The organism is Pandoraea sp. PE-S2R-1 (assembly GCF_002179865.1).
In the GTDB taxonomy this organism is placed as follows: domain Bacteria; phylum Pseudomonadota; class Gammaproteobacteria; order Burkholderiales; family Burkholderiaceae; genus Pandoraea.
This window is the reverse complement of record NZ_NGUR01000015.1, coordinates 685,922-700,402: the sequence shown is the minus strand read 5'-3', so window position 1 is coordinate 700,402 and position 14,481 is coordinate 685,922. Positions and strand designations below refer to the sequence as shown.

Below are 14,481 nucleotides of genomic sequence, written 5' to 3'. Positions count from 1 at the left end.
AAGTGGGACGAACGAATCATGATTTGCCTCCGGTAACGGGTGGACGTTGGGAAGAAGGTGAAGCCGACGGTAGGGTTGAAACATCGCCTTGCCACGCACGCGCGACCGAGCCGCGTGGCGCGCCGGGCTTCTGGGCATACCAGCCGGGATCGCGATAACTGTCGCGCGGCTGGTCGCGCCGCACTTTTACGGTGGTGAACATGCCGCCCATTTCGATCGGCCCATACGGACCGGTGCCGGTCATCATCGGCAGCGTGTTCTCGGGCAGTGGCATCTCCATGCCGTTCATCGAGCCTCCGGTTTCTCCCATCGCCATATAGTCGGGAATGATGCGCGCAATCTTGCCGGCGATGTCACGCTGATTCACGCCGAGCATGGTGGGCACCTCGTGTCCCATGGGGTTCATCGTATGGTGCGATTTGTGGCAATGGAAGGCCCAGTCGCCCAGCTCCGTTGCATCGAACTCGATGGTGCGCATCTGACCGACCGCGACATCGGTCGTCACTTCCGGCCACTGCGCCGAGGGAGGGACCCAGCCGCCGTCGGTGCCCGTCACCTTGAACTCGTGACCGTGCAGATGAATCGGGTGATTGGTCATCGTGAGGTTGCCCACGCGAATGCGCACGCGGTCTCCTTGTCGCGCCACCATCGGATCGATGCCCGGAAACGCGCGGCTATTCCATGTCCACAGGTTGAAGTCGGTCATCTCGTTCACGCGCGGCGTGCGCGTGCCCGGGTCGATCGCATACGCGTTGATGAGAAACACGTAGTCGCGGTCGACCGGCATCGCCGCCGGATCTTTCGGATGCGTGACCCAGAAGCCCATCAACCCCATCGCCATTTGCATCATCTCGTCGGCATGCGGGTGGTACATGAACGTGCCCGCGCGCTTGGCTTCGAACTCGTAGACGTAGGTCTGTCCCGGGGCAATCGCGCGCTGATTGAGACCCGCCACGCCATCCATGCCATTGGGCAAGCGCTGACCGTGCCAATGCACGCTCGTCGCTTCGGGCAGACGATTGGTGACGTAGAGCCGCACGCGGTCGCCTTCCACGACTTCGATAGTCGGCCCCGGACTCTGGCCGTTGTAGCCCCACAGATTCGCCTGCATGCCGGGGGCAATCTCGCGCACGACGGGCTCGGCAATCAGATGGAATTCCTTCACGCCATTGCGCATGCGCCATGGCAGGGTCCAGCCGTTGAGCGTGACGACCGGTCGATACGGGCGCCCATTCGGCGGGGCGTGCGGTGTCGCGGTGCTGGCGTCGCTGCGCGTCGCCGCTTCGGGGATGGCTGCGAGACTGGTTCGCTCCACGGCGGCCGCGCCCATCACGGCCAGACTCGCGTCACGCAGGAATCGTCGACGTGACGTCATGCGCCACCTCCCAAGCTTTCACGTAATGCCGCGTCGGCCAGCCAGAAGTCTGCGGTGGCGTCGATGTAGGCGAGCACGGTGTCGCGTTGTTCGCGGGCATCCGTGAGTAAGTCGAACACGCTGGAGAGCATGCCGTTGTAGCGCAGCAGCATTTCGTCGGAGACACGCTGGCGCAGCGGCAAGACTGTCACGCGGTAGTGCTCGGCGATGTCCCACGCGGCGAGGGTCTGCGTGCGGCGGGTACGGACATCCGCACGCGCAGCGACGGCGGTATCGGCCAAACGGTCAATGCGCTGTCGATAGCGCGCCTCCGCACCGGCAACGCGAGCGGTGCCCCAGTCGAACAGCGGCACTTCGAGCGAAATCTCGTAGCCGCGCTCGTTGGGCGAGCCTGTGGCGCTGTTGTCGCGATAGGACGTGTCGAGCACATTGATGAAGCGTGTCGCCTGTGTGAGGCCGAGATCGCTGGCCGTGGCATCCAGTGCGGCGCGCGCTGCATTGATGTCGGGGCGCTCACGCATCGCTTGCGCTTCGGCGTCGGGCCACGCCGGACGCGTGTGAGGCAACGACGGCAGGCGCGCGGGCAACGTGAACGTGAGCTGCTGACCCCATAGCCCCATCTGCCGGGCAAGTTGCTCGCGTGCCGTGTTGGCCTGCTCGCGGGCGCGGGCCAGCCGCGCTGCGGTATCGGCGTAGACAAGGTTCTCCTGAGTCCGGCGCATCGCGCTGAAGTTACCCGCACGCGCCATGCCGTCGGCCAGTTCGCTGGCGGCCTGCGTGGCGAGACTCGTCTGTTCGAGAATCTGCACGCGCTCTTGGGCCGCGACCGCCTCGACCCATGCCCGCCGGGTAAGCGTGGCCTGCTCGATGATGGCTTGCGTCACTTGTGCCTGCACTTGGGCGAACCGTCGCGCTTCGACGCGCGACGCGAGCGGCATCGTCAGCACACGCACGAAGTCGATACCCCACGTGCGCTCGATCGAGATATCGCCACCGCCTTGTACGCGCTGAAAGGCAAAGCGCGGGTTGGGCAGTCGGCCCGCTTGCACCAGCGAGGCTTCGGCGATGCCGAGTTCTGCATAAGTGGCCTGCAAGCCGCGATGGTTGATGAGCGTGAGTTGCACTGCCGTGTCGATATCGAGCGGCTTGGCGAGCAGGGCGTCGCGCTGTTCGGCGAGTGCTTGCGTGGTGGCATCGTCGCGCGCCCAGACGGCCGACTTGCCCAGCCGCTGCTGTGCTACCTGCGCGACCGGCGTGAAACCACCGTCGTCGCTGAAGGTGGCGCAACCGGTGAGCGCTAACGCGGCGAGTGAAATGAGCGCGCCTTGGGTGCGACGGGCGTGACGGTGGAGGCGAGTTGACGTCGTCATCGCGTGCCTCCGCTCATGGAATGCCCGGCGTGCGGGTCTGCTGCGGCTGCGGATGCCGGTGAGGTTGGCGGCATCGGCATGGCGTGATTCATTGCGCCATGACCCATCGCGGCATGATCCATCTGGCCACCGCCGGACACGCTGGCATTCACTTCTCGCCAGTTTCCGGGCGGCACGGAGAGCGCGGGGCGGGCAAATTCATGCAGTACACCGGGGGCCGCGGATGGCCCAGCAGGCGCGGCCGGATTTGCGGGGTCGTAAGTTGCATTCGCAGCAGAAGCCTGCGGCGCGCCAGCGGGATCGGTCGCCGCGTGTGCCGGTGGTGCGCTGAACGCATACGCCACCGATAGCGCGGCCGGCACGGTGAGCGCGTGCCGTCGCAAAGAAAGAAGCATCATCGAAAGACTCGTCGAGCATGACGATGGCCGCGCTCATCGGTTCACGACGAGGCAGCGGACATCGCAAGTTCATCTGACGAACGGACGTGTCGAGCGCACCGCAAGCGATCGCTGAAAGCGCGCGTGGCAGGGAAAACGTCGGTTCGAGCGGGAACAGTGACGGCGAGCGGTGCGCAAATTGAGCGCAAACGTCACACCATCAGAAACTCAGACGAGGGTGGCTTTCGGAGGGCGTTCCAGTGCGGCAACGAACGCGCTGGCGGCGGACGTGCGCAAGAACGGAATGACGGTGGAAGGTTGGGCGTCCGGCGTGCGAAGCGCCAGACTTTGCGGCAGTGCCGTGCAGACCACGCACGCGGCGCATGCCGAGCAACTGGCGTGATGCGAGTGTTGCGTAGCGGTGTCAGACGAGGTGTCGTGGCCCGCAGCGTGAAGCGTTGCGTCGTGGGTGCCGTCGCTGGCCGACATCGTGTCATGCGACATGTCACCCATCGCGTGATGCATCGTGTGTTGCGCGGTGCCATTAGCCATGACGGAATCGTCGTGCGCCATCGCGACCATCGGCATGGCAAGTTGCGCCACGCTTTGCACGGGCGAACCCGGCGCGCAATGCGTGCGCAGCGCGGCCAGTGCCTGTAACGGCAAGGTCACGCACAACAGCCACAGCACGAGGAGTTTGCGCCAGCGATTCATGCCGCGCAGTCTAGCATTGCCGGCAGGCCGCTCGCAAATGGACGGAAATAAGGACACACGAACGCGTCTGGCAACTGGGCTACGCGGCGTCCGTCGCCTCAGTGCTCGAACAGATGGAACGACTCGAAGTGCGTGCGCCGCCGCGAGAGCGCAACCAGATTGACGACACACACCACGGCCACGAGCACGAACAGCGGCGCGGAGACTTCGATCGTATCGCTGGCGAGAAACGAGACTAGCGTGAGCGCCACCATCAACCCGAGCAACACCCATTGCAGGCACGCGGCTAACCGCAAATGCCGCTCAGACTGCGCGACGAGGACGACCAGCGAGACGTAGAACGGCGCAGCCAGCAACGCCAAGGTGAATATGGCGAGCAGCACGCCGAGCACGCTGGCGAGCATTTCATGCCCGTCGGCGGCGCTCGCTTGCACGCCCACCACGGTGGCGGCAGCGAGATAGAGCAGCATCAGACCATCAAGAATGATCGCGAGTCGGTTCATGACATCTCTCCGACAGGGGGAGGGCGGAGGTCATATCGCCCCGCACGACAGGGGCGGGGGCCGGTAGCAGTCAGACAATACGGTGGAGGCTCAGGTGCCCGGCGCGTCGCCAGTCAAGCGGCGCGCCGGCAGACCAGACTAGTCGTGCTTTGCGATATCGCTGTGACAACGCGATATCGAAAAAGTGGCACGTCTCGCCTCATGGATGAGATGCCGGACACGCCGCCGTCAGCGCGACGGCTCGTGGGGTGACGGCGGCGAATGTGGCGAGGGCGCTGCGTTCGACGGCGGCAGCCCCCCGGGCGAACACAGGTCGAGCCAGCCCGTGGCGGCATCGATTGCGGCAGGGTCCTGCGCGGCTTGCATCCGGTAGACGGTTACATTGCCGGCATCGTCCGAGCAGAACAGGTCGCGTTCGAGATCGGCAATAATCTCAAGCCGCTGCTGGAAGCGATAGAAGCCGATCGGCGTGAGGTCCTGCACCAGCGCGGCAAAGGTTTCGGGGTAGAGGTAGAGGCGTCGCGGCCAATGCCCATGGCGTCGGCGAAACTTGCCGAGGGCGGCGAGCACATGCGCGAGCGTGCCGCCATGACCCCGCAGGTAATAGGTGGCTTGGGAGAGATCGGGGGCGATGGCGGCGATCGGACTGATCGCGTGAACAGACCCCAACGCGCCAACGGGACCAACAGGACCAAGAGGGCCAATGGGACCAACAGAGCAGATGTCGCCGGGAATCGTGGGGTAGCCCATGATGTCACCCCGCGCGACGCGTGCAGACACGAGCACACCCGAACGGGTGCACTGCCAACGACAGACAGGTATCCACAAACACTCCGTTGACTTCCCGAAGTTGAGTGCCCGGTGAATATTGCTCTTGTGCTTTGATAGTTGCAGACGGCTGCGGGCAGCGATATCCGCACTTTCGCCTAATCCGTCGTCATGAGGCGACAGTGCGACCGCGTGCGAGAGCGCGCAAGTGGCAGCGTATCGTGGGCACCAAAGGAAACCGGCGGGCTAAGCCGCCGGTTGAGGCCCCATCGGGGCATCGCCAGCCGCGTGTACCGGCGCGGCATGGTAAGGGCCAAGAAGACTTGGCACCAGGGGGCACTGCCACAATGCATTGAACCGTCGCCGGTTCCGGCCGCGCCCATGCAGTTTGACTGCCCTCCGAGTATAGGTCGCAAGACTGACGTGCGAATCGGCCTTTTGGATGAGCATGAGGATGCGCACGGGGACGCGCGCGGGGCCAGCGCGAACTAACCCGCCTGTCAGCACTCGAATTGGCGCACCATTTCCCCTGTCACCGTGGTTTCGTCCGGGCCCGGTTTGCGTTCTAATGACGCCATATTCCGCAGTATGTGCCCGATGCAGGACAGTCAAACATTCCTATGATGGCAACGAATTCTCTAAAACAATGGGCCCTGCTGGCCTGCCTGTGCGCAGCGCAGACGGCCTTTGCGGCGGACCAGTGCGAGGGCATCCTCCTGCTGGCCAAGAGCGCGCAGAACGGCTTTGAAGACATCACCGGCCCACTCGCGGCCAAGAACGATCGCGGCGAAAGCTATCAGGCGACCTATTCGGTGCCGGGCGGCGATTGCAAGGTGTTCCGGGCGACCGGACTGGCACCGACTTATGAGTGCATCTGGGACTACCAGAAGATCACCCCGATGGATCTGCGCACGCAAGCGCAAGGCTTCGCCACACAGGTCTCGCGCTGCACCCGTGGCGTGACGACGTTGCGCACGACCACGACCAACTCCGCCGGTCTGCCCGCCGAATGGCAGAGCGCGAGCAAGAAGTACGCGCGTCCGGTGAACTTCACGGTCACGGCGCAAGACCTGGTGACGCCGCGCGGCGAGCGCATGCGCGAGATTTCGCTGTCGGTCGAGAAGCAGTAAGCAGGTAAAAGGCGGGCAAAAAGCAGGTCATAAGCCGGCAGAAAGCAGGCGCTCGCCCAAGCGAATTGCGCAGCCACAACGCGCAGTTACAAACGGTTGCACACCACCCCGCGCGTTAACATCTTTTCGGTCGACGCTCGTTCGGCTGACCCGGTACATTCATTCTTGAGGCGTATGGCGCAGGTATGCGCTGCCCACGCGAAGGTTGCGTGACTGTCGCCTCGTGCCAACCGGCCCCACCCTCGGGCCGGCCGATGTCGGTCGAAAGCCGGCGATATCGAAATGAGTGCCCGTATCCGCTGCTGTTTCCTCCTGCTGCTCGTGTGCGCCTATCCTGCCTGGGCAGAAGGCGGGCGTGGACGCGACCCGCTCGACGTCAACAAGGCGTCGTTGCGCGAGGACATCAGCCGCTTCAGCGCCGACCGCGGCCGTGGTCAGTCTGCCTACCCGAACTGGGCCGCCCCGGCCGAACCCCGCGAACGGCAGTACACCCCGCAAGGCGGCCCGCGTGGCCCGCACGGCGGTGGCGGCGGCGGTCGTCGCGAACGGTAATTCGGCACCTCAGCGGCGACGTCCGTCCCTGAGCCCACGCTCCGACGCTGCGCTGCACCTGCCCCTGAATTTCTCCCTTGAGTGAATCGAATGTTGCATATGTGCAACATCGGATGCGCTCGTCTGTCCGCAATGCCGACTTCAGGTCGCGCTTCATGACCCCCCATCAAACGCGCACATCACAGCGAATGTGAGTGTTCGCTAACCCGGCAATATAAGGGATATATCGATCCTGTTATACCGAGGTTAATTGTGGCGCGGGTGGTCGTCCGAATTTTGTCTCCCCACCATTTCCCGGCCACCTCATGTGGCGATTTTTCTACGCGGTTTCGGCGTACCGAGGCCGCGGGGGCTGTGCGAGAATCACGGCCGTTCAACAGGGAGGCGCTTCGCAAACGAGCGCCGGCAGGGCCCGCGCAGGGGCGGGAGCAGGCACACAAAATACTCAAACCAAGGAGAAGTCAATGAAGCGGAGCATGGCCAAGGGCCTGGGCGGGGCAATCATTCTGGGCGCGTGCATGAGCACGGCGGCGTTCGCACAATCGAACGTCACGCTGTACGGTCAGGTGGATGCCTTCGTGGGCGCGGTGAAGAACCCGGGCGGCAATACGGCCTGGACGCAAGGCGGCGGCGGGATGTCGACGTCGTACTGGGGCATGAAGGGTAGCGAAGACCTCGGTGGCGGCCTGAAAGCCGTGTTCGTGCTCGAAGACTTCTTCCGTCCGCAGAACGGTCAGTACGGCCGCTTCCAGGGCGACTCGATGTTCTCGCGTAACGCGTATGTCGGCCTGTCGTCGGACACCGCCGGTACCGTCACGATCGGCCGCCTGACCACGTCGTACTTCGTCTCGACGATCCTGTTCAACCCGTTCGTCGATTCGTACACGTTCAGCCCGATGGTGTTCCACACCTTCATCGGTCAGGCCGGTCAAGGTATCGTCGGCGACTCGGGCTGGAGCAATGGCGTGATGTACACCACGCCGAACTTCAAGGGCCTGTCGGGCAGCGTGTCGTACGCGTTCGGCAACAAGGCGGGTGAAGCCGGCCAGAACAAGTGGAGCGCATCGGCGCTGTACTTCAACGGTCCGTTTGCCGCGACCGTGGCTTACCAGCAAGTGAAGTTCGACTCGGTCCCCGACGATATGGCAGGCATGCCGGGCTTCCGCAGCCAGCAGGCCCTGCAATTGGGCGCCACGTACGACTTCCAGATCGTGAAGCTGTTCGGCCAGTACCAATACATTCGCAACAACGTGACGGGTGGCGGCGTGTCGGAAAATGGCGGCCAGCTCGGCGTGTCGGTGCCGCTGGGCAATGGCAGCGTGCTCGCGTCGTACGCGTACACGAAGAGCTCGGGCGCGACCAACGTCAACCGCAAGACGTGGGCACTGGGTTACGACTACCCGCTGTCCAAGCGTACCGACATCTACGCGGCTTACATGATGGACAAGGTGAGCACGCTCTCGACGGGTAACACGGCAGGCGGTGGTATTCGCATGAAGTTCTGATGTCGCGCGGTGCGGCAGCGATGCGCGCACCGTTCGGGTCCGGCAAGGGGGCAGACGCCAATTTGGGGTGCGTCTGCCCCTTTGTCGTTTTCTGCGCGGCACACGCGCCGCATCGCCACTTGCGAGTTCCGCACAGCGGTTTCGTGTGTCACTGATCCGACGTGTCCGCGCTATGATTTGTGCACCGAAAATCCACCAGACACGGAGCAGAGACGACATGACGATTCAACACGTAGGCATCATTGGCGCGGGCACGATGGGTAACGGCATTGCGCAGGCCTGTGCGGTGGCCGGACTGCCGGTCACGATGGTCGACATCAGCGACGCCGCCGTGAACAAGGGCCTCGCCACCATCGCCGGCAGCCTTGATCGCCTGATCAAGAAAGACAAGCTCACGACGGCCGAAAAGGAAGCCGCACTGGCGCGCATCTCGACGTCGACCGATTACGCAGCGCTCGCCGGTGCCGACATCGTGATCGAAGCGGCGACCGAGAACTTCGACCTGAAGGTGAAGATCCTCAAGCAGCTTCAGGGCGTGGCCAAGGCCGATGCCATTCTTGCCTCCAACACATCGTCGATCTCGATCACCAAGCTGGCCGCCGTCGTTGAGAACCCGTCGCAGTTCATCGGCATGCACTTCTTCAACCCGGTGCCGCTGATGGCGCTGGTGGAAATCATTCGCGGCCTGCAAACGAGCGACGAGACGCACGCGCGCGTCGATGCGCTCGCCCGCCAAGTCGGCAAGTCGCCGATCACCGTGAAGAATGCCCCGGGCTTTGTGGTGAACCGCATTCTCGTGCCGATGATCAACGAAGCCTTCTTCGTGCTGGCGGAAAACCTCGCGACGCCGGAGGAAATCGACGAAGGAATGAAGCTCGGCTGCAATCATCCGATCGGGCCGCTCGCGCTCGCCGACATGATCGGGCTCGACGTCTGCCTCTCGGTGATGAACGTGTTCTACGAAGAGTTCGAAGACTCGAAGTATCGTGCGTGCCCGCTGCTCAAGGAAATGGTGGCGGCCGGCTATCTCGGCCGCAAGACCGGCCGCGGCGTCTACACGTACTGATCGTTCTGTGCGCGATCCGTCTGGGCAGACTGCCGTTGAGGCGGCGTGCCCAGCGGACGTGTCACCGAGATGCGATAGGGCGCGCCGCGCCGGTAGCCCGCATCCTGGAGCGTCGGCGCGAGCATGTCGCTCACTTCCCGTTCGCTGCGCGCCTGTTCGAACGTCACCATCTTGATTCGACTCCACGGGTCGAAGAGCCGGCTGCGATAGCGCGACGACAGGATGGCCCGGGCAAATTCCAGATGTGTCAGACCGTCCACCAGCCCCTCGACCGGCGGCTGCGGTGTCGCCATCTCCAGCATCTTGATGAGCACGGGCGACTCTGAATAAAGCAGCATGACGTGGGCCGGCCTGTTTTGCGGGCGCACGGTGACCATGCGCAGTCGTGACTTCGGCACCCCACGCGCCAGCATGAAGTGGAACAGCACCTCGGCGTTCTCATGGCAGAACGCTTCGAGCCCCGGGCGCTCCAGGTAGTACATCGCAGTGAGTTCCGCGGCGCGGCGCTGTTGGTTGGACAACGGCGCGGTCGGATCGATGTCGCGCAGCCCTTCCACGAGAGCTTCACGAATGTCGGTAATCGAGTTGTCCCGAAACAGCCGGAGATCGTGGCGATTGCTGCGTAGCAGACGCAACTCGCCGAGCGTATCGAAGGCCTCCTGAATCGCATCGCGCACCCGCTGATCGGCGATGCCGACGAGATCGAGCACGTACCCGCGAATGCTGTCCGTGACGCTACGCGGCGTGTCCATCCCGCTCTGCGCGCAGCCGCCACCGCACAAACGCAGCGGCGCGTAGGCATGCCACCGGCCGGTGGCAGGGTCGAATCGCACGGGCACCTGCGGCTTACCGGCTCGCGGGGCATTGACGTACCAGTAATCACCGACCTTGGATCGCTGCACGCGATAGTCGCCGCCGGTGCCACGCAGGAAGAAACGACTCCCTCGCAAAACGAGCCCGGGCAGCAGACGTGTCAACGGTTCTGTGCGCGGCAGCGATTGTGCATAGCCCCGCAAGAATTCGCTTTCGCCGTGAATGGGCATCGGCGATCGCGCACCGGCGTGTCGCGCAGGGGAAGGTTTCAATACCGGGCGCCACTGCGTCGGCACTTGAAAATCATGGGGGGGCGGACCTGTGTCGGTCGCCACGGCGCCGTGCGCTTCGCTGCGTGGTGCAGGCGCCGCGGCGACACGCGGCGAGGCGTCTGCCTGCCGGTGCGGCTCGCCGATACCGTCCATGCCACGCAGATCGGAATTCGAAAGCACCGCTGCGACTCGGTGAACCGCCGGCGAGTGTCCGGACAACGCTTCGGACATGAGTTGCGCCACGTCGCCGGGGACGCGCAGGAGTTGCACGCCCGGAATCATGCCGGTGGCGTAGTCCAGCGCGCGCATGCCGTTGCGCAGTTGCTTGCGTGTCGTCGCCGGCACGTCGTGTCCCGTCGACACGACATAGGCATCGCTGATCGACTCGGCGAAGTTCGCGAAGGGGGAGCCCCCCGAGGCCAACGCTTTCAGGACATCGTTCGCGTTGTAGTCGGTCTTGATCGGGGCATAGGCGACTGGCTCGATGAGAACCCCCGCAGATGGCGTGCCGGTATCGCGCGTCTCGACGGCGCCGCGTGGTCGTGCGATGGCGACTGGCAACGCAATGTTCGCGACGAGCAGCAGTGCGCAGGCCATCGGCCACCCGATAAGCGAAGCGCGAGCGGACGAACCGTTGTCAGGCGCAGGGGAAGGTCGCTCGGTCGTTTGCGACGCCGGTCTGCGCCGCCGACGAACGCTCCGAATCGCCACGGCGGCCTCCGACTGCGCTGGACGTCGTGGCGTTTTTCGCACCACGGTCATCGGCAAACCGTAGCGAAGTGCCGCAGGATCCGCGTGCCGCTGTGCGCGCTTCATCATGACGAATCCTTCGCATCTTGGGGAATTCGCTCACTGCGCGGAGACGCCCCGCCCGGTGACGACAGACTGGTGGAACTGGTACGGGGTGTGCCCAGCGGGCGGGTGATCGATACGAAGAAGGGCTCGCCGTTACGCGCCCCCGCGTCTTCGAGCATCACGCGCAAGGTGTCGAGCACCTCGTGCTCGCACCGCGCACGCTCGAACGACTGCATCTTGATTCGCCCCCACGGGTCGAGCAGTCGTGTGCTGGCACGTGTGGCGTAAATCTCTTGTGCGAAGGTCAGGTCGGTGATGCCATCGACGCGTCCGTCTACGGCCGGCTGCGGTGTCGCCCAGTGCAGCATCTGAATGACATTCTTCGATTCCGTATAGAGCACCATCACGTGCGGCGGCCGGTTGCGCGGACGCAGCGTGATCATGCGGATTCGGCTCGCCGGCACCTGATTGGCGAGCATGAAGTGGAAGAGCACTTCCGCGTTTTCCTGGCAGAAGGCTTCGGAATCGGGATGCTCCAGATAGTAGAGCGCGGTGCATCTGGCCGCCTGTCGCTGTTGCTCAAGCAGCGGGGCGTTGCGGTTGATGCGGCGCATGGCGTTCGACAGGCTTTCCCGTATCTCGACGATCGAGTTGTCGCGCCGTGGCCGTAGATCGTCGCGATTCGTGCGCAGCAGGCGCAACTCGCTCAGGTCGTCGTAGGACTCCTGAATGGCCCGGCGCACCTCGGGCTCGCGAATGCTGGAAAGATCGAACACCATGCCGAGCATGCTGTCGCTGTTGCTGTTGCTGGCCACTTCCGATGCCTTGCTGGACCCGCAGCCGCCCCCGCACAAACGCAAGGGTGCATGGGCCCGCCATTTTCCCGTCGCCGCGTCGTAGACCACAGGGATTTTCGGCTTGCCGGCCTCATGGGCTTCGATGAGCCAGTGATCGCCTGTCTTCTGGCGCTGCATGCGGTAATAGCCACCGGTGCCGCGTATGAAGTAATGGCCATCCGCCATGATGATGCCGTGTAACGTGTCCGGTCCTTCAGGACCGGCAGGCAAGGGACTGTGAAGCACATTCCCGGGAAGCGGTTGCGCGTAGCCGGTGAGATGTTCGCGTTCTCCCGTCACGATCTCCGGCAAATGGAAAGCCGGGGCGTCGAGGGGCTCGCGCGGCGGCTCGGGTGCGGGCTCGTGCGCGGCAAGGGGACGTACGTTGTTAGCCGGGGTGTGACGTACCGTGGACTTGTGCGAAGAGGAACCCATGCCGCGCAGGTTGGTGTTCAGCAAAATGGCGACGAGACGACTGCTGTCGACCGGCTTACCCTCGTGCTGATCGGCGAGGACTTGTGCGACTTCGGCGCTCAGGCGAGAGAGGGCCGCACTGGGCAGCATGCCCGTGAGGACATCTGCGGTGACGGTGCCTTTTCGAAGGCTCGTTCGCATTTTGGTACTGACGTCGTTACCGGTGAGTGCCGTGTAGGCGTCGGCAATCGATTCGCCGAGATTGCGGAACGGCGCGGTGCCTGACGCAATCGCCTTCAGGATGTCGTCAACGCTGTACTCGGTTTTTACGGCCTCGGGTACCAGTGGCCGGATGACGACGTCGGGCCACGAGGCCGTGCTGACTTCGGCGGCGCGTAGCGTGGGCGATGCGGTCGCCGCCGTCCCCGCGCGCCATGCCAGCGCCTGCCCGGTATCGAGGCTGTTGCCCGTGTCGAGAGGTGGCAGGTCGTCGCGTGCCGACCGGGGAACTGCGGCATGCGCGGGGAGTGCGAGGGCCGCCACGTTGGCCACCAGCAGCAGTGTCCACGCCACTTGCCATGGCGCGTTGGTCGAGGTTCGGGGCACCGCCGGTGTCGCTGGGTGTGCTTCGGCCGGACCCGGCGCAAGGGGCCGAGTGACGGCGCGTGCGCGCAAGTTCGCGGGTATTGAGCGGGGCGGTGTGGGCGGGTGTCTGGTGCGGGGTGAGGGGCGGCGTTGCGCGTTGAGGGGCAATCCGTAGTGCGGTGCTACGGCAATGGCACGCCGGTGCGGGACATGCGTCATGGTGGACTCTCCGAAAGAAGAGCCGCGCCTGCACGGTGCTCGCCAGTTTGTTGCCTTGGCGACGACACTCGCGCATTGCGCGGCCCGGTTCGGAGAGCCTCAGCCCGATGTGACGATCAGGCTTGTGTGCCCGAGGGGCACCCTGTGGCTTTCGTTCGGTTCATGCGTGACCCGTCAGCGCGCAAGTCGCTGGCGAGTCTCGTCGTATTCCTGTTTGAGACGGGCGACGATCTCGGCGGCCGGGCGCACATCGTCCATCAGGCCCACGCCTTGTCCGGCACCCCAGATATCTTTCCACGCCTTCGCCTTGGCGAAGTTCATCGCGGTCTTGTCGGCGGTGGGCAGGTCATCGGGATCGAGCCCGGCTTTCACGATGCTCTGGCGGATGTAGTTGCCGGACACCCCGGTGAAGAGGTTCGTGTAGACGATGTCGTTGGCGCTCGCATCGACGATGGCTTGTTTGTAGCTGTCGCTCGCGTTGGCTTCGCTCGATGCAATGAAGCGTGTGCCGATGTAGGCGAGGTCGGCGCCCATCGCCTGCGCCGCGAGAATCGAACCGCCGTTGGCAATCGAGCCGGAGAGCACGAGCGGGCCGTCGAAGATCTTGCGCACTTCGCCCACCAGCGCGAAGGGGGAGAGCGTGCCTGCATGGCCACCCGCACCGGCCGCGACGAGAATCAGCCCGTCGACGCCCGCTTCGAGGGCTTTGTTCGCATGGCGCAGGTTGATGACGTCGTGCAGCACGATGCCGCCATAGCTGTGCACGGCGTCGAGCACTTCCTTGGGCGGCGCGCGCAGGCTCGTGATGAAGATCGGCACGCGGTGTTCGACGCACACGCGCACATCGTGCTCCAGCCGCTGGTTCGACTGATGCACGATCTGGTTGACGGCGAGCGGGCCGACCACGGCATCGGGGTTCGCCGCTTGGTACGACGCGAGTTCTTCGGTAATGCGGGCGAGCCAGTCTTCGAGGATCTGCGGTTCGCGCGCGTTGAGCGCGGGGAACGATCCGACGATGCCGGCCTTGCACTGCGCGAGCACCAGTTCCGGATAGCTCACGATGAACATCGGCGAGGCCACGACGGGCAGCGCCAGGTTTTGCAGAATCTTGGGAAGCGCCATGAAGTCTCCTTGTGCGGGACGCTCCTGAGGGGAGCGGAGTGGCACATTGGCTGGGAATGCCGGTG

Annotated in this window: 13 protein-coding genes; 4 read left to right on the top strand and 9 right to left on the bottom strand. The window is 64.4% G+C overall.

Features of this window, described 5'->3' with window-relative positions; translation table 11 throughout:
- Positions 1-16: 16 nt before the first annotated feature.
- The 6 genes from CDV44_RS20630 to CDV44_RS20610 form a co-directional block, all read right to left on the bottom strand.
- Positions 17-1,375: a multicopper oxidase family protein gene (locus tag CDV44_RS20630; protein ID WP_087690099.1), complete on the bottom strand. Its 1,359-nt coding sequence runs from the start codon at positions 1,373-1,375 to the stop codon at positions 17-19.
- Positions 1,372-2,745 carry a TolC family protein gene (locus CDV44_RS20625; protein ID WP_087690097.1) on the bottom strand — a complete coding sequence of 458 codons (1,374 nt, stop codon included), beginning with the start codon at positions 2,743-2,745 and terminating at the stop codon, positions 1,372-1,374. The genes CDV44_RS20630 and CDV44_RS20625 overlap by 4 nt, the downstream gene beginning before the upstream one ends.
- Complete coding sequence (locus tag CDV44_RS27865; protein WP_141118776.1) at positions 2,742-3,143, bottom strand: hypothetical protein; 402 nt, start codon at positions 3,141-3,143, stop codon at positions 2,742-2,744. The genes CDV44_RS20625 and CDV44_RS27865 overlap by 4 nt, the downstream gene beginning before the upstream one ends.
- A gap of 207 nt (positions 3,144-3,350) precedes the next feature.
- Entirely contained in the window at positions 3,351-3,836 is a 486-nt protein-coding gene (locus tag CDV44_RS20620) for a hypothetical protein (protein ID WP_087690095.1), read from the bottom strand.
- 98 nt (positions 3,837-3,934) lie between these two features.
- On the bottom strand, positions 3,935-4,339 hold the full coding sequence (locus CDV44_RS20615; protein ID WP_058376975.1) for a hypothetical protein: 405 nt from the start codon (positions 4,337-4,339) through the stop codon (positions 3,935-3,937).
- Positions 4,340-4,567: 228 nt separating this feature from the next.
- Entirely contained in the window at positions 4,568-5,008 is a 441-nt protein-coding gene (locus CDV44_RS20610; protein WP_087690093.1) for a hypothetical protein, read from the bottom strand.
- A 719-nt stretch (positions 5,009-5,727) separates the two neighbouring features.
- Between CDV44_RS20610 and CDV44_RS20605 the strand changes: the two genes are divergently transcribed.
- From CDV44_RS20605 to CDV44_RS20590, 4 genes are all read left to right on the top strand, one after another.
- Positions 5,728-6,237 carry a hypothetical protein gene (locus tag CDV44_RS20605; RefSeq protein ID WP_087690091.1) on the top strand — a complete coding sequence of 170 codons (510 nt, stop codon included), beginning with the start codon at positions 5,728-5,730 and terminating at the stop codon, positions 6,235-6,237.
- Positions 6,238-6,519: 282 nt separating this feature from the next.
- A complete protein-coding gene (locus CDV44_RS20600) occupies positions 6,520-6,789 on the top strand; it encodes a hypothetical protein (RefSeq protein WP_087690089.1) in 270 nt (89 codons plus the stop codon).
- A 464-nt stretch (positions 6,790-7,253) separates the two neighbouring features.
- The gene (locus CDV44_RS20595; RefSeq protein ID WP_087690087.1) at positions 7,254-8,294 is read left to right on the top strand and encodes a porin; all 1,041 of its coding nucleotides are present in this window, start codon (positions 7,254-7,256) and stop codon (positions 8,292-8,294) included.
- A gap of 217 nt (positions 8,295-8,511) precedes the next feature.
- A complete protein-coding gene (locus CDV44_RS20590) occupies positions 8,512-9,360 on the top strand; it encodes a 3-hydroxybutyryl-CoA dehydrogenase (protein ID WP_087690085.1) in 849 nt (282 codons plus the stop codon).
- On the opposite strand, the gene CDV44_RS20585 is transcribed toward CDV44_RS20590, so the two are convergent.
- The 3 genes from CDV44_RS20585 to CDV44_RS20575 form a co-directional block, all read right to left on the bottom strand.
- Positions 9,348-11,042: a hypothetical protein gene (locus CDV44_RS20585; protein WP_087690083.1), complete on the bottom strand. Its 1,695-nt coding sequence runs from the start codon at positions 11,040-11,042 to the stop codon at positions 9,348-9,350. The two genes, CDV44_RS20590 and CDV44_RS20585, sit on opposite strands and share 13 nt — an antisense overlap.
- A 218-nt stretch (positions 11,043-11,260) precedes the next feature.
- Positions 11,261-13,096, bottom strand: coding sequence for a hypothetical protein (locus CDV44_RS20580; protein ID WP_141118775.1), 1,836 nt, complete (start codon positions 13,094-13,096; stop codon positions 11,261-11,263).
- A gap of 372 nt (positions 13,097-13,468) precedes the next feature.
- Positions 13,469-14,416, bottom strand: coding sequence for a nitronate monooxygenase family protein (locus CDV44_RS20575; protein ID WP_087690080.1), 948 nt, complete (start codon positions 14,414-14,416; stop codon positions 13,469-13,471).
- Between the last annotated feature and the right edge of the window lie 65 nt (positions 14,417-14,481).

Bases quoted from the DNA above. Each gene is read 5' to 3' on its own strand.
- CDV44_RS20630 (WP_087690099.1), bottom strand. From the start codon at position 1,375: ATGACGTCACGTCGACGATTCCTGCGTGACGCGAGTCTGGCCGTGATG.
- CDV44_RS20625 (WP_087690097.1), bottom strand. From the start codon at position 2,745: ATGACGACGTCAACTCGCCTCCACCGTCACGCCCGTCGCACCCAAGGC.
- CDV44_RS27865 (WP_141118776.1), bottom strand. From the start codon at position 3,143: ATGATGCTTCTTTCTTTGCGACGGCACGCGCTCACCGTGCCGGCCGCG.
- CDV44_RS20620 (WP_087690095.1), bottom strand. From the start codon at position 3,836: ATGAATCGCTGGCGCAAACTCCTCGTGCTGTGGCTGTTGTGCGTGACC.
- CDV44_RS20615 (WP_058376975.1), bottom strand. From the start codon at position 4,339: ATGAACCGACTCGCGATCATTCTTGATGGTCTGATGCTGCTCTATCTC.
- CDV44_RS20605 (WP_087690091.1), top strand. From the start codon at position 5,728: ATGATGGCAACGAATTCTCTAAAACAATGGGCCCTGCTGGCCTGCCTG.
- CDV44_RS20600 (WP_087690089.1), top strand. From the start codon at position 6,520: ATGAGTGCCCGTATCCGCTGCTGTTTCCTCCTGCTGCTCGTGTGCGCC.
- CDV44_RS20595 (WP_087690087.1), top strand. From the start codon at position 7,254: ATGAAGCGGAGCATGGCCAAGGGCCTGGGCGGGGCAATCATTCTGGGC.
- CDV44_RS20590 (WP_087690085.1), top strand. From the start codon at position 8,512: ATGACGATTCAACACGTAGGCATCATTGGCGCGGGCACGATGGGTAAC.
- CDV44_RS20585 (WP_087690083.1), bottom strand. From the start codon at position 11,042: ATGGCCTGCGCACTGCTGCTCGTCGCGAACATTGCGTTGCCAGTCGCC.
- CDV44_RS20575 (WP_087690080.1), bottom strand. From the start codon at position 14,416: ATGGCGCTTCCCAAGATTCTGCAAAACCTGGCGCTGCCCGTCGTGGCC.